This is a genomic window from Streptomyces sp. NPDC059010, from assembly GCF_042740355.1.
GTDB lineage: Bacteria > Actinomycetota > Actinomycetes > Streptomycetales > Streptomycetaceae > Streptomyces.
The window spans coordinates 63,226-82,106 of the sequence record NZ_JBHYJA010000051.1 but is presented as its reverse complement, the minus strand read 5'-3'; the positions used below and the strand labels follow the sequence as shown (position 1 = coordinate 82,106).

General features: G+C 70.6%; 15 protein-coding genes and 2 pseudogenes. 6 read left to right on the top strand and 11 right to left on the bottom strand.

The window, feature by feature from the left end; all coding sequences use genetic code 11:
• Positions 1–384 precede the first annotated feature (384 nt).
• Positions 385–1,002 carry a hypothetical protein gene (locus tag ACFWYS_RS38860; RefSeq protein WP_384779840.1) on the bottom strand — a complete coding sequence of 206 codons (618 nt, stop codon included), beginning with the start codon at positions 1,000–1,002 and terminating at the stop codon, positions 385–387.
• 252 nt (positions 1,003–1,254) lie between these two features.
• Here ACFWYS_RS38860 and ACFWYS_RS38855 point away from each other — a divergent pair, with 252 nt between their 5' ends.
• Positions 1,255–2,661, top strand: a complete 1,407-nt coding sequence (locus ACFWYS_RS38855; protein ID WP_384779837.1) for a helix-turn-helix domain-containing protein — start codon at positions 1,255–1,257, stop codon at positions 2,659–2,661.
• Positions 2,662–2,683: 22 nt separating this feature from the next.
• Here the strand turns inward: ACFWYS_RS38855 and ACFWYS_RS38850 are convergent, their stop codons facing one another.
• The gene (locus ACFWYS_RS38850; protein WP_384779834.1) at positions 2,684–4,000 is read right to left on the bottom strand and encodes a PP2C family serine/threonine-protein phosphatase; all 1,317 of its coding nucleotides are present in this window, start codon (positions 3,998–4,000) and stop codon (positions 2,684–2,686) included.
• Positions 4,001–4,424: 424 nt separating this feature from the next.
• Here ACFWYS_RS38850 and ACFWYS_RS38845 point away from each other — a divergent pair, with 424 nt between their 5' ends.
• From ACFWYS_RS38845 to ACFWYS_RS38835, 3 genes are all read left to right on the top strand, one after another.
• Entirely contained in the window at positions 4,425–5,414 is a 990-nt protein-coding gene (locus tag ACFWYS_RS38845) for a helix-turn-helix transcriptional regulator (RefSeq protein ID WP_384779831.1), read from the top strand.
• A gap of 83 nt (positions 5,415–5,497) precedes the next feature.
• Positions 5,498–5,980: a DUF456 domain-containing protein gene (locus ACFWYS_RS38840; protein ID WP_384779828.1), complete on the top strand. Its 483-nt coding sequence runs from the start codon at positions 5,498–5,500 to the stop codon at positions 5,978–5,980.
• Between the two features lie 80 nt (positions 5,981–6,060).
• Complete coding sequence (locus ACFWYS_RS38835) at positions 6,061–6,447, top strand: PPOX class F420-dependent oxidoreductase (RefSeq protein ID WP_384779825.1); 387 nt, start codon at positions 6,061–6,063, stop codon at positions 6,445–6,447.
• Positions 6,448–6,449: 2 nt separating this feature from the next.
• Here the strand turns inward: ACFWYS_RS38835 and ACFWYS_RS38830 are convergent, their stop codons facing one another.
• From ACFWYS_RS38830 to ACFWYS_RS38795, 8 genes and pseudogenes are all read right to left on the bottom strand, one after another.
• Positions 6,450–6,989, bottom strand: a complete 540-nt coding sequence (locus ACFWYS_RS38830) for a methylated-DNA--[protein]-cysteine S-methyltransferase (protein WP_384779823.1) — start codon at positions 6,987–6,989, stop codon at positions 6,450–6,452.
• The gene (locus ACFWYS_RS38825) at positions 6,986–8,395 is read right to left on the bottom strand and encodes a DNA-3-methyladenine glycosylase 2 family protein (RefSeq protein WP_384779820.1); all 1,410 of its coding nucleotides are present in this window, start codon (positions 8,393–8,395) and stop codon (positions 6,986–6,988) included. The genes ACFWYS_RS38830 and ACFWYS_RS38825 overlap by 4 nt, the downstream gene beginning before the upstream one ends.
• A gap of 151 nt (positions 8,396–8,546) precedes the next feature.
• Positions 8,547–9,707 (bottom strand): ribosome small subunit-dependent GTPase A, encoded by a 1,161-nt coding sequence (gene rsgA, locus ACFWYS_RS38820; protein ID WP_384779817.1) that lies wholly within the window; start codon positions 9,705–9,707, stop codon positions 8,547–8,549.
• A gap of 354 nt (positions 9,708–10,061) precedes the next feature.
• Positions 10,062–10,544 carry a Fur family transcriptional regulator gene (locus ACFWYS_RS38815; RefSeq protein ID WP_384779851.1) on the bottom strand — a complete coding sequence of 161 codons (483 nt, stop codon included), beginning with the start codon at positions 10,542–10,544 and terminating at the stop codon, positions 10,062–10,064.
• A 12-nt stretch (positions 10,545–10,556) separates the two neighbouring features.
• Positions 10,557–12,677 (bottom strand): annotated as a pseudogene (locus ACFWYS_RS38810) (SAV_2336 N-terminal domain-related protein); the annotation flags it as partial.
• On the bottom strand, positions 12,670–13,635 hold the full coding sequence (locus tag ACFWYS_RS38805) for an AAA family ATPase (RefSeq protein WP_384779814.1): 966 nt from the start codon (positions 13,633–13,635) through the stop codon (positions 12,670–12,672). The gene ACFWYS_RS38805 and the pseudogene ACFWYS_RS38810, both read right to left, overlap by 8 nt.
• Positions 13,636–13,651: 16 nt before the next feature.
• Positions 13,652–15,715, bottom strand: coding sequence for a hypothetical protein (locus ACFWYS_RS38800; RefSeq protein ID WP_384779811.1), 2,064 nt, complete (start codon positions 15,713–15,715; stop codon positions 13,652–13,654).
• Positions 15,712–16,692 carry an alpha/beta fold hydrolase gene (locus ACFWYS_RS38795; RefSeq protein WP_384779808.1) on the bottom strand — a complete coding sequence of 327 codons (981 nt, stop codon included), beginning with the start codon at positions 16,690–16,692 and terminating at the stop codon, positions 15,712–15,714. Before ACFWYS_RS38795 ends, ACFWYS_RS38800 begins: the two co-directional genes overlap by 4 nt.
• Positions 16,693–16,996: 304 nt before the next feature.
• Here ACFWYS_RS38795 and ACFWYS_RS38790 point away from each other — a divergent pair.
• Positions 16,997–17,753, top strand: a pseudogene (locus ACFWYS_RS38790) (transposase family protein).
• 16 nt (positions 17,754–17,769) lie between these two features.
• Positions 17,770–18,084 carry a hypothetical protein gene (locus ACFWYS_RS38785; protein ID WP_384779805.1) on the top strand — a complete coding sequence of 105 codons (315 nt, stop codon included), beginning with the start codon at positions 17,770–17,772 and terminating at the stop codon, positions 18,082–18,084.
• A gap of 19 nt (positions 18,085–18,103) precedes the next feature.
• Here ACFWYS_RS38785 and ACFWYS_RS38780 read toward each other — a convergent pair whose 3' ends face one another.
• Positions 18,104–18,772 carry a hypothetical protein gene (locus ACFWYS_RS38780; protein WP_384779802.1) on the bottom strand — a complete coding sequence of 223 codons (669 nt, stop codon included), beginning with the start codon at positions 18,770–18,772 and terminating at the stop codon, positions 18,104–18,106.
• Positions 18,773–18,881 lie beyond the last annotated feature (109 nt).

Here is an 18,881-nt window from a genome sequence, read left to right as displayed (position 1 = left end):
CCTCACCGACGCCTGCGAGGTGAGCTGTCGGGTTCGGGCCGGTTGAGTTGCCCGGGCCCCCCCGCCCCCCGGGCGGCCCCCCCGGGGCGCCCCCCCCCTTTTGGGCCGGCCACCACCCTGGGGCGTGCGTACGGTGGAGGAACGGTCCGTGCGCCGATGGCGGCCTGCCGACACCGCCGTACGCGAAGAAGGGGTGTGGCGGTTGGGACTCGGCGTCGTGGCGCTGTCCGAGCGGGCTCGCTCAGTCGGCGAATCTGGCCGGAATTCGGTTGTTCGGCTGCCCTTCGGCGCCCCTGGATCCCCTCTGCCGATGGTGCGGGACCGCCCGCCCGACCCCCGTCCGGGAGGGCGGCCCCGCTGGGTGGTGGCCCGGCGGTGCGGCCGTCAGTAGAGCTTGTCGACCGCGGTGGTGGTCGTCTTCTTGAAGGCCTTCACCGGCGCGTCCGTGAAGTCGCCCATCTGCCCCCACTGCACGACGGTGACGGTGCCGCCGTCCCGGCCGACGGAGATGAGGTGGATGTCCATGGCGCCCCACGAGGCGCGGGTGTGCACGCCGTGGACGCGGGCGCCCTCCTCGACCGGCAGGCTGCCGTAGCTGCGGTACTCGGCCTCGATCTCGGGGTCGGCGTCGCTGCGCCGGACGCAGCGCCGGATCTCCTTGTTGAGGCGGTCGGCGAGGGCCTTGGCCTTGGCGTTGTCGCCGACGACGACGTTGAGCTGCTCGGCACCGGTCTCCAGGTCGGTGCGGAAGGTGCGGTAGCGGGAGTCGTAGGCGAGCAGCGCCTCACCCAGGCAGCCCTGCATCTCCTCCGGGACGCCGTCGGTGACCTTCCCGGCGGTCCAGGCGGAGGTCGGGTGCGGCGGGAGCTGGGAGGCCGACAGGAACTTCGGCGCGGGCGCCTTGGTCGCGGCGCCGGCCGGTGCGGCGGTGAGCGCGGCGCCTGCGGCGAGGCTGGTGACGGCGAGTGCGGCGAGCAGGCCGGCTCGGGTGCGCTTGGGCATGGGTGTCCCCCGTGAGTGAGATGAGTGCGTGAACGATCAGAAGTGAGCCGTCACCGAAACCGGATGGTCCGTCCGGCCCCCCGGGCCCTGTCGGCCTCGTCGGTGCGACACCAAGAGCATCAGCCGTCACAGTCGGCGAACGCAACCGCTGCCGCCCGATCCACGACGGTGGAACCATCCCAGCCCTGCTGACGTGCAGCTATATGGAGTGCCTGGGATGCCGTCCCGGGACGGGGAGGACACGGGGGAACGGTGTCTGAAGTGCAGGACGAGGTCCAGGAGTTCGCGGCGCTGCTCACCCGGCTCAAGGAGCGCACCGATCGCAGCTACGGCCAGCTGGCCCGCCGCCTGAACATGAACACCTCCACGCTGCACCGCTACTGTGCAGGAGACGCGGTCCCCCTCGACTTCGCCCCCGTGGAACGCTTCGCCGCGCTGTGTCAGGCGACGCCGGAGGAACGGCTGGAGCTGCACCGGCGATGGATCCTGGCGGTGGCGGCACGCGGGCGGACGCGCACGACGGCCGCCCCGGCGCCGGAGAGCGCCACCTCCGACAGCGCCGTGTCCGCCACGGACAGCGCCTTGTCCGTGGCGGAGGACGCCTTGTCCGTGGCGGAGGACGTCGACTCGGTCGGCGCCCCCACAAGGACGCCCGGGGAACCCGCGCCGGGCGAGTCTCCCCGCCGCCCCTGGTACCGCCGCCGGAGCCTCCTGGTCCCCGCGGCCGTGGCGACGGCGCTCCTCGCGACGCTCGGCAGCCTCTCCGCCCTGCCGGACGACGACCGGTCCCGGGCGAGCGACTCCGTCCGGGGCGCCGATCCGACCCGTACGTCAGCCATGGGCACTCCCCGCCCGAAGTCGGCCACTTCCCCGAGCCCCTCCCTCACCACCGCCTCCCCCTCGGCCGGCGCGTCGAAGAAGCCCTCCGCCGAATCCACGGAGTCCGCCGGCCGACCCGCCGAGGAGTCCGACGAACCCGGCCGACAGCAGTCCCCGCCCGGCCTCCCGCTCACCTGGAGCGCCGACTCCCATGTCTGGCAGGCCGGTTGCGGCCACGACTACGTCATCACCAAGCCCCCGCAGCAGGTGCCGCCGCCTCCGGCCGCGCAGGACGCCGCGGTCTGGGCGGCATCGCAGAGCGCGGTGCACGGGCGGCAGACGATGGTGGAGATCACGGTGCAGGGGCGGACGTCCACGGCCGTCGTCCTGGACGCGTTGCGGGTGCGCGTCGTCGGCCGTTCGGCACCCCCCGGTGCAAGCACCGGCTCCACTGGAGCGGCTGACGCCGCGCCCCCTTTTGCCTCGTACGCCATGGACAACGGCTGCGGCGGAGCGCTGACGCCCCGCTACTTCGACGTCGACCTGGACAAGGACCGGCCCATCGCCCGCCCGGTCGACGGCAACGACACGGGCACCCCGATCCCGGCTATGAAGCTGCCGTACCGGGTGTCCGCCGAGGATCCTGAGGTGCTGCTCGTCGACGCGCAGACGGTGGGCTGCGACTGCAGCTGGTACCTCGAACTGGACTGGTCCTCCCAGGGCCGCACCGGCACGGTCCGCATCGACGACCACGGCCGCCCGTTCCGCACCACGAGCCTCAAGGGACTGCCCCGCTACTCGTACGACACCTCGGCCCGCAAGTGGGTGCCGTACAGCTGAGCCGTGCTGCCGGGGACCGGCCCTATGCCTCCCACACGGCGGCGGCCGTACGGTCGTCGGAGTAGCCCTTGACGCGGACCTGGGTGTCGGCGAGGAACGCGGCGAGGCCGGGTGGGGTGGCGCCGGACCAGCGGCCGGTGAGGTACTCGGACAGCTCGGGTTCGCCGCGCAGTGGTTCGGCGAGGCCGCCGGTGCACATCAGGAGGGCGTCTCCGGGGCGGGCGACCGAGGCGCGGAAGCGGAAGGGTTCGCGGGGCGGTTCGGGGGCCGGTTCGTAGGGGCTCGGCGGTGTGGTGATGCCGAGGTCCATGGTGAGGCGGTCGCCGTCGGGCGTCTCGGCCGGCAGGGAGCCGAAGCCGACGACGGGTTCGCCGGTGACGTCACCGGCGTGCGGCTCGATGTCCTGCCACTCGCCGTCGCGCAGCCGGAACAGCCCGCCGGCGCCGACGCCGAAGAAGACGCGGGTACGGCATTCGGGGTCGGCGGGAAGCAGCAGGCAGCGCAGCGTCGCCGCGTACTCCTCCGGTTCGATGCCCTGTTCGGCGGCGCTGGCGCGGAGTTTGCCGAGGCTGCGGTCGGTGAGGCGGTGCAGACCGGACTTCAGGTCGCCGCGGCGTGCGGCCCTGAGGTCCTCCGCGAGCCTCGGGTGGCTGCGTCCCACGGCCCGGCCGATCCAGTGACAGGCCTCGGCGGCGGCGCGGTGCGCGTTCGGGGTGGCCCGGGCGCCGGTCGCCATCGCCACGAGGACCAGGGCGTGTTCGCCGGTGCCGAAGCGGGCGGTGAGGAGGGAGTCGCGGCGGGGTTCGCCCCGGTAGCGGGCGGAGTCGCCGCGCAGGGAGACGGCGCGCAGGGTGCAGGCGCCGTAGTGCGCGCCGTCCAGGACGGTGTCGGCGACCAGGTCGTCCAGGTCATCGGGGTCGGCGGGCGGGAGTGCGGTGGGTTCGGGGGCGTAGGTGGGCGGGCCGCTGCCGACGTAGTCGACGGGGGTCGGCGGGAGCGTGGGGACGTCGACCCGGGTCGCGGTGCGGGGCGCGTCGGCCGGCGCCGCAGGTTTCTCCCGCTCGGCCGGTGTCACCCGCTCCGGAGGCGGCGCCTCCAGGATGAATCCCGGCGGCCTGGGCAGCCCGGGCGGGAAGACCGGCAGATCCTCCACGGCATCGGGGCCCGCCCTCGGTGCCGGGACCGCCGCGCCCGTCCCCACCGCACCCGCTGCCGAGGCGAACCGGTCGTCCAGTGAGTCTGGCGCGGTCGTCGGACCCGTGTCGTCGGCGGTGTCGCCGTACAGTTGCCCCCACCAGTCGTCCTCGTGACCGGTGGGCCTTCCCCCCTGCTGGCTCATGCCCTCAATTGTCCACCGCACAGGCCGGAAGAAAACGGGGCATCCGCAAAATCCGCCCCGGTACCGGGCGTCGAAAACGGCATGTCGGGTGAGGCGTTGAACAGTCTTGCGAAACCTCGGCCGGACCGCGTCGCCGGGCAGTCCCACCCCCCACGGGAGAACCGCCCGGCGACAGTCCGGGTGACCGAAGTGCCGTTCGCATCGGCCCAACGGCCCTGAGTGTGAACGGCCTTCCTGTCGTTCCGCTGTGGTTCCCCGTGTCCCCCGGTTCATGCCGAGGTGGCGACACCTTGGCAGAGTCACAGGTCGTACGGCGATGATGTCCTGAGGCGGAATCACGCCGTGGCCGTTTTCCGCCACGGACCGGACACCGGTGTTCGTCTATCGGCTTTCGACTGTTCGACTTGGGGAGGGGCGCGGCCCGATGCTGGGAGCGATCGGTCTCGACGAGGCGCACGAGTCGGCGTACCGGGCCCTGGTGTCCGTGGGCGCCGCCGACATACCGGATCTCGCGCGGCGGCTGACCCTCGGCGAGTACGACACCGAGCGCGCCCTGCGCCGTCTGGAGCGGCACGGGCTCGCGGCGCAGTCCTCGGCCCGGCCCGGCCGCTGGGTCGCCGCGCCGCCCGGGGTGGCGCTGGGCGCGCTGCTCACCCAGCAGCGGCACGAACTGGAGAAGGCGGAACTGGCCGCCGCGCTGCTCGCCGAGGAGTACCGGGCGGCGGCTGCCGAGCCCGCGGTGCACGACCTGGTGGAGGTGGTGATCGGGGCGGCGGCGGTGGCACAGCGCTTCGTGCAGCTCCAGCTCGGGGCGAGCAAGGAGGTGTGCGCGCTGGTCACCGACAGCCCCGTCGCGGTCACCGGCGCGGAGAACGACGCGGAGGAGCGGGCCGCCGACCGTGGCGTCCGGTACCGCGTGGTCCTGGAGCGTTCGGTCCTCGACCAGCCGCACGGCATCAGCGAGCTGTCCGCCGCCCTCGGCCGCGAGGAACAGGTGCGGGTCGTCGACCGGCTCCCGACCAAGCTGGTGATAGCCGACGGGACGCTGGCCCTGGTGCCGCTCACCTCGCACACCACGGAGCCGGCCGCGCTGGTCGTCCACGCGAGCGGGCTGCTGGAGCTGCTGTCCGGGCTGTTCGAGTCGGTGTGGCGGGAGGCCCTGCCGGTACGCCTGGGCGCGTCCGGCATCACCGAGCAGCCGCCGGACGGGCCGGACGACACCGACCTGGAGGTGCTCTCCCTGCTGCTGGCGGGCCTGACGGACGCGAGCGTGGCCAAGCAGCTCGACCTGGGCCTGAGAACCGTGCAGCGCCGGGTGAAGCGGCTGATGGAGCTGACCGGGGTGACGACCCGGCTCCAGCTCGGGTGGCATGCGTACGAACGGGGATGGGTGGCCCGGGAGCGGCAGGGCTGACCGGCGTCCACTCGATGACCGGCGTCCACCTGCGGTGACGTCTCTGATCTGCGCGTTCTCGCGGGCTCCGGCACTCTGGTCAGATGGGAGTCTGGGACCTCGTGCTGGTCGGCCTGGTCCTCCTGCTCGGCCTGTGCGGAGTGCTGGTGCCTGGGGTGCCGGGGTCGTGGCTGGTGTGGGCCGCGGTCATGTGGTGGGCGCTGAAGGACCCCCAGCCGGTCGCGTGGTGGGTGCTCGTGGGGGCCACCGTCGCGTTGTTCCTCTCCCAGGTGGTGCGCTGGGCCCTGCCGCCCCGCCGGCTGCGCGAGAGCGGCGCCACCCCTCGTATGGCCGTGTACGCCGGGGCGGGCTCCTTCCTGGGCTTCTGCCTGATCCCCGTGGTCGGCTCGATCCCCGGCTTCATGACCGGCATCTACCTGGAGGAACGCCTCCGTCTGGGCCGCCACGGGGAGGCGCGGGCCGCCCTGCGCACGGCGATGCGGTCGGGCGGGTCGAGCGTGCTGGCGGAACTGTTCACCTGCCAGCTGATCGCGGGAGCGTGGGTCGGGGCGGTGCTCTCGGGCTGACGCCAGGCCCCGACGTAGGCCCGGAGCCCTAAGCCCTGCAGCCGATGCGCCCACCGACGCGGGCGTGTTTCGCTGGCCGTATGACGGAATCCGGCACCGAATTCAGCGAGGCGGAGCACGCCTACCTGCGGTCGCAGCGACTGGGGCGGCTGGCCACCGTGGACCCGGCGGGCCAGCCGCAGGCGAACCCGGTCGGGTTCTTCCCCCAGGACGACGGGACGATCCTGGTCGGCGGCCGTGCGATGGGCGCCACCAAGAAGTGGCGCAACCTGAGCAAGAACCCCAAGGTCGCGCTGGTCGTGGACGACCTCGTCAGCGTACGGCCGTGGCGGGTGCGCGGGATCGAGGTCCGCGGGGACGCGGAGCTGCTCACGGGCCCGCACGAGCTGGGCCCGTACTTCAGCGAGGAGGTCATCCGCATCCATCCGCGGTGGGTCCACAGCTGGGGACTGGAGCAGGAGGGCTGATCTCAGCCGGGGCCCTGGAGGGCGCCCTCCAGCGTGAGCAGCCGCACCTTGCGGTCGAGGCCGCCCGCGTACCCGGTCAGTGACCCGTCGGCGCCGATCACGCGATGGCAGGGGCGGACGATCAGCAGCGGGTTGGCGCCGATCGCGCCGCCGACGGCCCGGACGGCGGCCCGGGAGGCGCCGATCCGTGCGGCGATCTCGCCGTACGTGGTGGTCGCCCCGTACGGAACGCTGCCGAGGGCGGCCCAGACCCGCTCCCGGAACTCACTGCCCGCGCTGCTCAACTCCAGGTGGAACTCCTTGAGTTCACCGGCGAAGTAGGCGTCGAGCTGTTCCTCGGCCGGGCGGAAGAGCGCGGGGTCGTGCCGCCAGCCGTCCTGGACCGTGCGCCCGCCCTTCTGGCCCGGCACGGACAGGGAGGTCAGGGCGCCGGTCGTGGGGTCGCCGGTGAGGAGGATGCGACCGAGCGGACTGTCGAGCTCGGTCCAGTGGACCGCGGTGGCCATACGGGTCGGGGTGGTCATACGGATCGGGGTGGTCATGCCTGCTCCAACTCCCCTGCTGTGCGCAGGTGTTGCCATGCGTAGGAGCGCCAGGGGCGCCAGCTGTCGGGGACGTCGACGCCGGGCGGCGCGACATCCGGGTCGCCGAGGGCGCGGCTGCGGATGACGGCGACGGTAGGGCCGTCCAGGCCGGGCAGCCCGAGCAGCGCGCGTTCCGCCTCGTCCCGGTCGGCGCCCGCGTCCAGCCGTACGGCGCCGTCGGCGAGGGCGGTGGCGAGCGTGCCCAGGGGCCCGTCGGGCTCGGCCCCGGCCAGCACGGCCGCCTCCGGGAACAGATGGGTGAGGCTGCCGCAGGGCGAGTCGAGGGCCTTGCCGTAGCGCAGCACGAGCCTCTCGGCCTCCGCCCGCCCGACCAGGGCCCGCACGGCCAGTTCCTCGGGATCGGCGGCCCCGGGTGACCGCAGCCCCGGCCGCGCGGCGACCATCGGCCCGATCCGCGGATCGGTACCGAGCCGCTCGTCGACGGCGTACGGATCGGCATCGAGGTCGAACAGCCGCCGCAGCCGGTGAACCGCGGTGGTCAGATCACGGGGGTCGGTGAGATGAAGCCGGGCGTCGAGCCAGCCACCGGGGTGAGCCGCCCCCGCCTCCCTCCCCGCACCGCCCGCCCTCTCCTCCACCGCGACGATGGCACTGCCGTGCGGCAGACGCAGGGTCCGGCGGTAGGTGCGCCGGCCGAGCGGACCGGAGACCTCCTCCATGCCGGGCACGGCCTCCTCGGCCAGCAGGTCGAAGACGGCACCGGTCTGGTACGGGCCCCGGTGGGCGAGCCGCAGCGGTATCCCGGCCGACGGCGTGGCCGTACGCCGACCCGACCGGCCGCCGCCCTTGGGTGCGGCGGCACGCACCTCACTCGGCGTCGACGCGTACACCGCCCGGATCGTGTCGTTGAACTGCCGCACACTGGCGAACCCGGCCGCGAACGCGATCTCGGTGACCGGCAGCTCGGTCGTTTGCAGCAGCACCCGCGCGGTGTGCGCCCGCTGGGCCCGCGCCAGCGCGACCGGCCCGGCGCCGAGCTCGGCGGTCAGCTGCCGCTGCACCTGACGGGCGCTGTAGCCGAGCCGCGCGGCGAGCCCGGCGACGCCCTCACGGTCGACGATCCCGTCCCCGATCAGCCGCATCGCCCGGCCCACCGCATCGGCCCGCACATTCCACTCCGCGGACCCGGGCACGGCGTCCGGCCGGCACCGCCGGCAGGCCCGGAACCCCGAGCCCTGCGCGGCGGCGGCCGTCGCGTAGAACCGCACATTGGCTCGCTTCGGTGTGACCGCCGGGCAGCTGGGGCGGCAGTAGATGCCGGTGGTCTCGACGGCGAAGAAGAACTCGCCGTCGAACCGGGCATCCCGGCTGCGGACCGCCTCGTACCTGCTGTCTTCGTCCATCACAAGGTCCAGTGTGAGCGAGACACGAGCACGCCGCTGGCGGATTTCGGACACGGAGCCGGCCACCCCAAGGGGCGTGGGGAACTGCGCGACCAGCCACAGCAAATCCCGCAGCCGCCAGACGACACAACGAGGCACCCTCAATGGCGCGCTACAGCCACCTCCCCCGCTTCGCCTCCATCGCCGCCTTCCCCTCCGCCCCCTTCCGCTTCCAGTCCTTCCGGATCTCGGCCCGGACCCGCGCGTCCGTCTTGGCCACGATCCGCTGGTTCTCGCGCAGCAGCTTCCGGTAGCTCTCCAGCCGCCGCACCGGCAGTGTCCCCGCGTCGATCGCGGCCAGCACGGCGCACCCCGGCTCGCTCTCGTGCGCGCAGTCGTGGAAGCGGCACTCCTCGGCCAGTTCCTCGATCTCGGAGAAGACCTGCCCGACCCCGGTCTCGGCGTCCCAGAGCCCGACGCCGCGCAGCCCGGGGGTGTCGATCAGGACGCCGCCGCCCGGCAGGGCGAGGAGATTGCGCGTGGTGGTCGTGTGGCGGCCCTTGCCGTCGACGTCGCGCGCGGCCTGGACCTCCATCACGTCCTCGCCGAGCAGCGCGTTCGCGAGCGTCGACTTGCCCGCGCCGGACTGCCCGAGCAGCACGGACGTACCACCGCCCACGACTGCGGCGAGGACGTCGAGTCCCTCCCCGAGCGTCGCGCTGACGGTGAGCACCGGCACGCCCGGCGCGGTGGTCTCCACGTCCTGGACGAGATGCGCGAGCGTCACCGCGTCCGGCACGAGGTCGGCCTTGGTGAGGACGACGACCGGCTGCGCACCCGACTCCCAGGAGAGTGCCGACTTATGCAGCAGTGCCTCACCGTTCGAGCTGGACATGGCGAGCGCCAGGAACCGCTCGATGCGCCCAAGATCGAACTCGACCGCGAGCGACACACAGATGACGACGTGATCGATGTTAGTGGCCAGTACTTGACCCTCGGAACGCTTCGACGACGTGGACCGCACGAACGCGGTCCGGCGCGGCAGCAGCGTCCGGACGTACAGGGGGTCGCTGCCCTCGGGATCGACCGCGACCCAGTCTCCCGTGCACACGACCTTCATCGGATCGCGGGGGACGACGAACTCGGTGTCGGCACGGACGGTGCCGATGGGGGTGAGGACATCGCACAGGCCACGATCGACCCGAGCGACACGGCCGGGCAGGAGACCCTGCGCGGCGTAAGGAGCGAACTCGGCTTCCCAGTCCGCATCCCAGCCGTAAACGGCAAGAGGGTGCGACGAAACGGAAGAAGCCGAAAGAGAGGAGGAATTCAAGGGAGACCCTTCACAAGGGCAGCCCCGGCGGCACGCAAGTGCGCGCTGTATGGAAGGTCAGCCGGAGGCTACGGAGGTGGAGTGGATGATCTTCTGGTTGCAGGCAGCGCCCATCACAGAGACAGCCATCGGTCACACCTCCACTTCCTGCTCAGTCGACAACGGCCACCAACGGCCGCTGTTCGAAGTAATCCTCACCCTAGAGGGGTGCGCGCTCTGGTGCCACTAATTTCCTCTCCTGCGCCGACTCCGTCGGAAGGCCCGGTATGAGGCAGCACTCAGCACCCCACCACGCATCGAGCCAGCGTTGCCGGATCTTGGAGTACCGGGAGTCGCACCACCGCGCGTGGCTGATCAAGACCGATCCTGAACTTGTCCAGCAAGGAATTGAGTTCCTCCGCGGTCCGGCTCAACACGCTGGGCGCACTCGGCGCAGGTTCCGAAGATCTCCACCGTATGCGCAACGTCCACGTACCCGTGCTCGGCCGCGACCGCCTCCGCCCACCTCGCAACGTCCGGGCCCTCGACCTCGACGGCCTTGCCGCAGTCGCGGCAGACGAGGTGGTGGTGGTCGTGTTCGCCGGTGGAACGACGGTAGACGGACTCGCCGTCGGGGGTACGCAGAACGTCGACCTCGCCAGCGTCCGCGAGGGACTGGAGGGTGCGGTACACCGTCGTCAACCCGATGGAGTCACCCTTGTGCTTGAGCAAGTCGTGGAGGTCCTGGGCGCTGCGGAACTCGTTCAGCTCGTCCAGGGCCGCTGCCACGACGGCTCGCTGGCGGGCGGCTCGCCCGCGAGCGGGGACGACGCCGGAGGAAGCTGGGTCGTTCGCGATATGCCCGTCGAGACGCAGCTGCTCCAGAGCACGGCGCACGGTGCTCCGGGAGACGGAATAGCGGTCGGCGAGGGCCTGCTGCGTGGGCAGCCGGTCCCCCTGGGGGAATGTGCCGTTCAGAATGTCCGTGCGGATTGCCTCTGCCACGCGTTCGTAATTGGTCGGTTCAGAGGGGCGTGACACAAGCAGCGTGACGCCCTCTTCCTCCAGAACCTGGTTGAGGGAGCGCAGGACGTTCTTCCACTGCGTCGCCGGAATCAGGTCCGCCTCGAATGCCCGGCGGATCTCGTCGCCGGAAATGCTTCCGCGGTTCTTGCCTTCGTCGATCAGGGACGTTACGTGCTGCCATTGGCGCAGGTCGGCCGGAATGTCGCCGCGCTCCGGAGACGGCGCCGAGGAGGCCAACGGCCGCCGGGGCAGGTCAAACCGGCGTGCGTGCTGGCCGTGCGTTGCCAAGGCGGCCTCTGCCGGCGCGGGATCGGATGGAGTTGGGTCGCCCCGCAGAAGCACGAGAATCCGCTCCATGGTCTCGACGGAATCGGACCACCCATCGGGACCTGCCATGTTGTTGATGTCGTTGTACGAGAGGACGTCGGTGTGCGCGAACGGCTGACGGTAGGCGGGAAACTCGCGTGCGGCGGTGGGATCGTGTCGTACGGCGGCGATGCCGTCCGGCGCGTATGGGTGAGCGTCGAGATGCCGGCCGAGCGCGCGTCGCGCCTGCCAGGCGTCGTACGTGGTTGCCCGGGCGCGCAGCCTCTCGCGCGCACTGTCACGCAGCACCATCACCGGGTCGTAGCCAGCGGTGTGGGTGATGGTCAGCAGACCGCTGGTGAGGAGTTCGGCGAGGTCCGCCGAACCGGCTTCGGGCACCGCCTGCTCGCGGAGCGCATAGAGCAGCGACACGGTGAGTTCGGGCAGGGTGGAGCACAGGACGGCGAGGCGGATGGCGGGCGCGGAGGCGGTGCGCAGGAATGCGTCGGCGAGGACGGTGTGGTCCGTGCGCGGGGTGAGGACCCCATCGCGTCCGGCAGAGGGGTCGGTGAGACGTCCGGCTGCCGGCACGAGGACGGCGTCGCAGCCGTGCGGATCAGGGCGCATCAGGGCACGCGCCCAGGCGCCCAGCGATCGCGCCGTACAGGAGACGACCGGCAGAGGCAGCCAGTGCCCCGCCTCCGCATGGTGGGGGGAAGGTTGTCGGAGCCGGAGGGGGAGGCGGTGGCGCAGGACGCCGTTCGGGGCACCGGCCTGCACGGTGGTCGCTCGCACGGCGGGCAGGTTGAGCGCGGAACGCCGCCACAGTCGCCGGGGCAGGGGATTGACGAGCGCCACGGGGACCTGCTGCCCCCACTCGTGCATCAGCCGCCACACGTCTGGGCGATGCCATCCGGACGCGGCGCAGTCCGAGAAGACCAGGATCAGGCGCCTGCCCCGGGATCCGCTGCCGTGGTGCGGAATCCGGTCGGCTGGTACGAGGCCACCGAACCGGTCACGGACAAGCGGGCGATCTTCCTTCCACACCAGGTCCCAGTCGTGCACGGCCCGGAACGCACCGAGGCCGCGCAGCAACGTCGTAAGGGACCGCGCCGTCTCCTCCCACACTCGCATGGAAAGGGAGGTGTCCACCACAACCACGACCTCGAACCACGCCTCGGGCGCCGCGCTGAACATGGGCACCAGCGGCCCGCCTCTTGCGTAGTGGTCGACCGTCGCGTCGATGTCCAGCTGGGTCCGGTTGCCCCTCATCCAGGGGCGCCGGAACGGCTGCATCGCCCGGCCGATTGTCAGGACCTCGGCGAGAGACCCGGAACGGCCGAGAGACAGTGGCTCGCCCCTCACCTGCGCGTTTCCCTCGGGGTGGCGTGCGGACACTGCGGTGCCAGCCTGTTCCTCCGTGCGGGACGCGGTCGGAAAATGGGGATCGACGGATGCCTTCGCCGAGGCCGGGGCACGGTCGGCAGGGCCTGATGTGGCCGGCTCGTCGCCGGATGCGGAGGGACCGGGCCGACTGCCGTCCTCGGCAGCGCGAGCGGCGGCCAGCCAGATCGCGTCGGCGAGCGTGCGTGCATCGGTGCCGACAGGGCCGGCCGCCGAGGCAAGCGCGTCCAGGAGCCGGCCGAGACCGTCAGGCACGGGAGAGCTCGCGGGTGAGCAACTCACGCAGGCTCTCTCGCTGCTCGTCCCGCAGTTCGGGAAAGCCGGTTAGCAGGGCTACGGCGTTAAGGAGCTGGTCGATGGCGAGATGGTTCCCCGCTGCCACGCGGTCGGCGAAGTCCTCGATGAGCTGCTCTCTCTCGCCGGTGAGGGCGCCACTGAAATGGGCCTGGACGATGCTGCGCAGGAGGGGCGCGGTCAGCTGGGGCATGGTGTATCGGATGCAGCGGCGCAGGAACGGCGGTGGGAAGTCACGCTCGCCGTTGCTGGTTAGCACGAGGAACGGGAATTGGGTGCACTGCACCCTGCCCTGCTCGATGACGTGGGTGCTTCTGCTGTTGCAGTGGCGGATCGCCACGCGCTGACGCCGATAGCGCACAAGCTCAGGGATCTCGTACTCGCCGCGCTCCAGTACGTCTAGCAGGTCGCTGGGGAGGTCCAGATCGCTCTTGTCGATCTCGTCGATCAGGAGGACCCGCGGTCGTTCCGATGGCAAGAGCGCAGTGCCGAGGGGACCGAGCTGCAGGAACGGCGCGATGTCGTCACGGCTACGGGCCCCCTGGCGCCCGGACCGCGGACCCGAGCGCCGGGCGACAGCGCTTTGCAGGTTCTGGGCGTGGATCCGTCCCAGGGCGTCGTAGCGGTAGAGCGCCTCGCCGAGGGTGCTGCGGGAGGTGATGTGCCAGCGCAGCACGTCGCCGAGGTCAAGTTCGTGGGCGACCTGCTCGATCACGGTGGACTTCCCCGAGCCTGCGGGTCCCGTCACCAGGAGCGGCCGACGGAGGTGAAGCGCGGCGTTGACCGCGTCGATCAGGCCGTCCGGCGGCTGGTACTGACGGTGCTGCGAGGCACGCGGGAAGGTCCGCCACGGGGGCGGGTCGGACAGCGGCACGTCGCGCTGCTTGCCGTCACCCTGGTAGTAGGGCCTCCAGGTCATTGGTGGGACCTCCCGGTCATGTTTCCTCCTCGGGCACGGTGACTACGCGGTGTTCAAAGGGGCGGCAGAACTCCAGCCAAGCCTCGTCGTGCCAAACGGCGCGGATGTCGCCGAGACAGGCTGTACACCCCTGGTGTGCTTCCCAGCGGCTGCGGTACGCGGCCGCCAGACCGTCCGGGAGTTCGTGCCAGCGCTCCCGCACGAGCCCCGGCAGCCGACCTTCGAGGGGGTGGGCGTCGCCACGGGGCCACAGGACGATGGGGGCGAAGGGCAGCAGCAGCTGCAGCACTTCCTCAAGGTCGTCGGGGAAGTGATCAATGCCGATGGCCGCGTCGTACTGGCCGGCGGATAAACGGTACTCAAGGGCCGAGCGGTCATGGAGGGCGGCCGTGCTGATCCACTTCACCGGGGCCGCGCCGCAGGAAGCTATCTTCTTCAGCACCTGGCGGGCAGCATTGTTGATCTCCGCGTTGTCCTCAGCCTCGTCGAGCCGGCCGCTCCACCTGGTCAGTACCGAGTACTTGGCTCCGAGCAGGTAGCGGCCGACCTTCTCCTCCTCGGGGTGCCAGCGTGCCAGGAGGTGGGCCGGGGCCGCGATGTCGATGTGCTCCAGGAGTTCCGGATGGGGCAGTTCGCGGCGTGCCCAGTCCAGTGCGGCCCCGATGGCCCGTGCCACGCCGTGCGAGCCGCCCGTCTCGCAGGGGAAGTGCTGGTACAGGGGGAGGTCGGCCCCCCTGCCCAGCAGCCAGACGTCGACTTCTTCGGGCCATTCCGTCCAGGCGCCGGCCAGGCTGATGACCAGGCGCACGGCCCGGCGCCGGCGGTCTTCCGTGAATTCGACACAGGCGTCGTTGACTTCGGTCACCACCTGCAGACCCCGTGCCCAAGCCTGCAGACGCGGGTCGGTGTGCGCGACGCCCGCATGGTGGAAGAGTGCGGCCACGAACCGAGCCAGCCCGTTCCACGGTGCTCCGTCGAGGGCTTGGGCCCGCAGTACGGCATATTCCAGCAGGTCCCGCAGCGGGACCGTGCCCTGGGCATGGGAGGGAAAGCCCGCCAGCCGACCGGCTGAGCGGAGCAGTTCGCTCGTGAGAGAGTCAGCGAGGAACTCGGCGAGGAACTTCTTCGTCCGGGACACCTCCAGAAGAGCCGTCACCACATCCGCGACCAGTCCTCTGGCGTCCGGATTCAGCTCGTCGTCGACCTGTCCCGACGAGACGAACTCGCGCAGTTCGAGGAGCGTGCCATCGGTGAGGCGTTCGGGCAGGCCCCGCGGCCCGCGCCACATCTCTACGCTCTGCGTCAGGTCACGGCGCCCCACCGGGCCCACGACGTCCCCGTGGGTACCTGCCGTACTGCCGGGGTTGCGGGCCAGCCACAGGTCTTCGAGGGGAAAGGGATCCTGGTCGTACTCGGCCCGTCCGATGACCTGGCCGCTGACCTGGTCGCGCAGTGCCGTGGCAAGTGTCCGGTCGACATACAGCGCGGGACCGGCACTGGGCACGCCCTCTCTGAGCGTCCTGGCCAGGGAGAGGCTGAGGTTCATGTCACGGGCGGGCTGGTCGGCCGCGGCGGCGGTGAGGACGGCCAGGCGAGACCGGCCCGCCCGGACGCCGCCGGCCAGTCTGCCGACGTCGGGTATCGCGCCGGCCGCACGGCAGGTGTCGACGACGGCGATCAGCCCGTCGACACCCGGTTCGTCGGCGATCCCGGCGATTAGCGCTCCGACGTCCACAGCGGACCGGACGCTCTGAGTCGTCGAGTCACGCACCATGAAGAAGAGTTCGGTGCGCTGCGGTGGAGTGAATCCGTGCCCGAGCAGCGCCAGTACGACGACGGCGCCGTCGGTCTGTGCCTGCCGCACCACCGCGTCCACCGCCTTGTGGACGTCGTCTTGTGTCAAGTCGTCTCCGGCCAACAGGGAGGGGTGTTCGCCCGTCCGTGCCTGGCAACCTCCCAGCGATGGGTCCGTCAGGACGTCGTGCAGTTCCCGGGCGGCCTCCTCCAGCCGGCTCAACGGCGACCCCATCGCTCGGCACTGCGCGGCGATCACTAGCAGATGTCGTACGGCCCTGGTCATGACTGCTTCAGCGCCTCAGCGATCGGCCCGGCCACGGCTGGCTGCCGGAGGTACTTGGTCGACGTGTGCACCCAGATTCCGTCGGAGTCCACCCGACGCGTCACGGGGACGACCCCGGCGGAATTGGGCAGCATCCAGTCCTTGATGCGCGGACGACACACCACGATGTCGTCCCGGTCCCAGAAGTTCAGCCACCGCTCGACCGAGTGCGGCGTGCGCGCGGGCCGGGGAATCACCCTGTTCAGCACCACCGCGGCCGTCGCCAGCGGAGCGCCGAGGGTGATGAACAGCCTGGTGGGCTGTGCGAGGTGATGCAACGCTTCGTAGGCAACGACCGACCCGAGTGAGTGCGCCACGACGACCAGTGGCCTTTCCGGATCCACGCTGTCCAGCACCCGTTGCCGGATCAGGGCGTCCAGATTCCCGTCCCGACGGCCGTGCGCCCTGCGGTCCAGATACTGCCCGACCTGCGCAAGCTGCCCCAGCAGTGGCCACCCGCTGGCCCACTGACTGGCCCGCCGCAGTCCCGGAAGCTGGAGCAGTGTGGTCAGGATCCGCGCGAGCACGCGTAGGGGCTCCCCGGTCCCCTGAAGCTCCCCGGTGTCGTTGGGGAACTGCGGCAATGCGTCCGCTATCACCCGCAATGCATGGGCATCACCCTGCTCCTGTGCCTGCGAAAGCAGTTCGTCCGTCAACTCGCGGACGAGAGCGCCCAGAAAGGCGATCTGCTCGACGTCGCCGCATTCTCCTGTCTCCCCGGCGCCTTGGGTGCCGATCGGGGCGAATAGGTCGCTGTAGTTGACGAAGCGCGTTTCCGCCAGCCATCCCTGAGTCAGTCCGGATACGGCATCGGCATGACCGGCATCGCGAGCGCCGTCGGCCAGCGCCGTCAGCCAAGTACGACTCTCGTCCGCGGAATCCCGTACACCGCCGATCCCGTGCACGAACACCAACTGCGCCTTACCAGGCACCTCCATCCAGCACCCCCGTCCCCCGACCTGCTCAAGGAACGATAGCCAAACACGCGATGCCCGCGGCGAGGAATGCGAGGAGTCGACGCCGCCTTCACCGAACCCGGAGATATTGCAGGTGCATGATCTAACACGTCATGCCCCACGTCGAGTGACATGCCGCCTCCGACCGCGCACGGCGGCTTCGCCGTGCACTGAGCCTTTTTCAAGCTGGTGGTGCTAAACGGGAGTTGGACAGTCCTGCGCAACGACGAAGCTCCTGGTAGACGGGTTCTCGACCAAGATCACCCGTGTCCGCCAGGAGCTTCGTATGCTTGTCCACCCGTCGTCGAACGGCCTGTCCAGCCGCACGCTGCGGCATCTGACGAGGCAACTGGCCGCTCACCAGCGGGAGATCAGCACGCGATGGCGGCGTCTACCCGCCAGCCGTCAGGCCCTGCTCGCCCTGGCCCACTTGCGTTGCGGCGACACGTACGCCCAGCTCGCCGCAGGGTTCGGGATCGGCATCGCGACCGTCTACCGCTACATACGCCAGGCCGTCGAAGTGCTGGCCGCCCAGGCACAGAGCCTGGCCGAGGCGATGACGACCGTCCGGACGAAGGCGTACGTGATCCTGGACGGCACTCTCCTGCCCATCGACCCGATCGCCGCCGACACCCCGTACTACTCCGGGAAACACAAGCGCCACGGCATGAACGTCCAGGTCATCACGGATCCCTTCGGCCGACTGCTGTGGGCTTCCGCGGCCCTGCCCGGTTCCACCCACGACCTGACCGCCACGCGCGAACACGGCATCATCGACGCGCTCGCAACGGCAGGGCTGAAGTGCTGGGCGGACAATGCGCACCAAGGGGCCGGCCGCCATGTCCGCGTACCTTTTCGGGGCCGTCGGCTCAAGCGCTGGAAGCGACGGCACAACAGCGCCCACGCCAAAATCCGGTGCCTCAGCAAGCAGGCCATGGCCGTCCTGAAGGGCTGGCGGCCTGCTACGCAAACTCCGCTGCAGCACCAACCGGATCACCAACATCGTGAAGGCCGTCGTCGTCCTTCACCACGCCTCAACCTGAGGTTGGAAAGGGCTCAATGACGGCGGGCAGCGCACGTTCGTACCTGACTGCCCATCAAGATCTCGACTCGCCGCTGGTCCGGGCCTTGCAATCCTTCCTCGACGGTGACCGGGTCGCAGTCCTTCACCACCTCGACCGATGGACACCACCTGACGACAGCGCTCAGGCTCTGCAGCTCCTCCTGAGAACGGACGCGCTCGTAGGGCAGGACTTGACCGACCAGGCCCTGCCAGCCCTGCGTGAAGCGGACGTCGCACGCTTTCGCCAGCTTGGGCTGGCGCTGGCACAGGCTCTGCTGCAGCGAGCCACGCGCCGCGCCGCGCGCCGTTGAGGGACAACACCAACTCGGCTCACGCCGCGAGCTCCACGCTTTCGCCGCCGAAATGCATCCCCGCCAGCTCTACTATTGGCCTCCGGTAGCTGACGTCCACACCCGACCGCGTCGTGAACTCCACCATGTCGTAGCGAAGCACACACCTCACGGGCTCACTCACCGTGCCCAGCGCATGCGTCAGCTGGGGAACTTCCTCAGCAAACGCCCAGGAAGAGGAGTTCAGGACGAACATCCCGATGTTCGGCAGCTCAGCCAGCCGGAACCGAATCCGAGTCTCAGGCACTGGCCCACGGCCGGTTGCTGCGGCGGACTTGCGCTCCCCCAAGGTCGATGGGCACCCACACGGTTCGCCGTACTGCGGCGCAGGATCGAGGAACCGATACCCGTCGCAACTATGGAAGACCTCCCCAGCTCCCTTTAGCATCATGCGGAGTGTCACGGCCCTCTGGCCCACAAGAAGGATGGGAACGCGGTCGCAACCGGTAACCACCTCAGCGGCCCGCCCGTCTTTGGCCTTTCCAGCCAGGATGGAGTTCTCGTAGTAACCGACAAGGGCATCCGCGACGTGCTGCATCCTGGTCGTGACCCGCCAGGAGGACGCAGCTACTGGCTTTCCATCCTTGTGCCGCCCGACATGAAACTGCCCCACGACAGCACCGTCGCCGTCATCATGACCGATGAACAAAGGTCTCCTCCGCTTCCTGGTACAGCAGGAGGATCAAGCTTCTTCGGCAAATTCCGTTTGGCCCTGCCGGGCAAACGGATGTAGAAGAGATCGCGACACCCTCACTCAA

Coding starts and splice junctions, on each gene's coding strand:
- ACFWYS_RS38800 (WP_384779811.1), bottom strand. CDS start 15,715: ATGACCAGGGCCGTACGACATCTGCTAGTGATCGCCGCGCAGTGCCGA.
- ACFWYS_RS38825 (WP_384779820.1), bottom strand. CDS start 8,395: ATGGACGAAGACAGCAGGTACGAGGCGGTCCGCAGCCGGGATGCCCGG.
- ACFWYS_RS38795 (WP_384779808.1), bottom strand. CDS start 16,692: ATGGAGGTGCCTGGTAAGGCGCAGTTGGTGTTCGTGCACGGGATCGGC.
- ACFWYS_RS38785 (WP_384779805.1), top strand. CDS start 17,770: ATGACGGCGGGCAGCGCACGTTCGTACCTGACTGCCCATCAAGATCTC.
- ACFWYS_RS38805 (WP_384779814.1), bottom strand. CDS start 13,635: ATGACCTGGAGGCCCTACTACCAGGGTGACGGCAAGCAGCGCGACGTG.
- ACFWYS_RS38860 (WP_384779840.1), bottom strand. CDS start 1,002: ATGCCCAAGCGCACCCGAGCCGGCCTGCTCGCCGCACTCGCCGTCACC.
- ACFWYS_RS38845 (WP_384779831.1), top strand. CDS start 4,425: ATGCTGGGAGCGATCGGTCTCGACGAGGCGCACGAGTCGGCGTACCGG.
- ACFWYS_RS38830 (WP_384779823.1), bottom strand. CDS start 6,989: ATGACCACCCCGATCCGTATGACCACCCCGACCCGTATGGCCACCGCG.
- ACFWYS_RS38850 (WP_384779834.1), bottom strand. CDS start 4,000: ATGAGCCAGCAGGGGGGAAGGCCCACCGGTCACGAGGACGACTGGTGG.
- ACFWYS_RS38840 (WP_384779828.1), top strand. CDS start 5,498: ATGGGAGTCTGGGACCTCGTGCTGGTCGGCCTGGTCCTCCTGCTCGGC.
- ACFWYS_RS38835 (WP_384779825.1), top strand. CDS start 6,061: ATGACGGAATCCGGCACCGAATTCAGCGAGGCGGAGCACGCCTACCTG.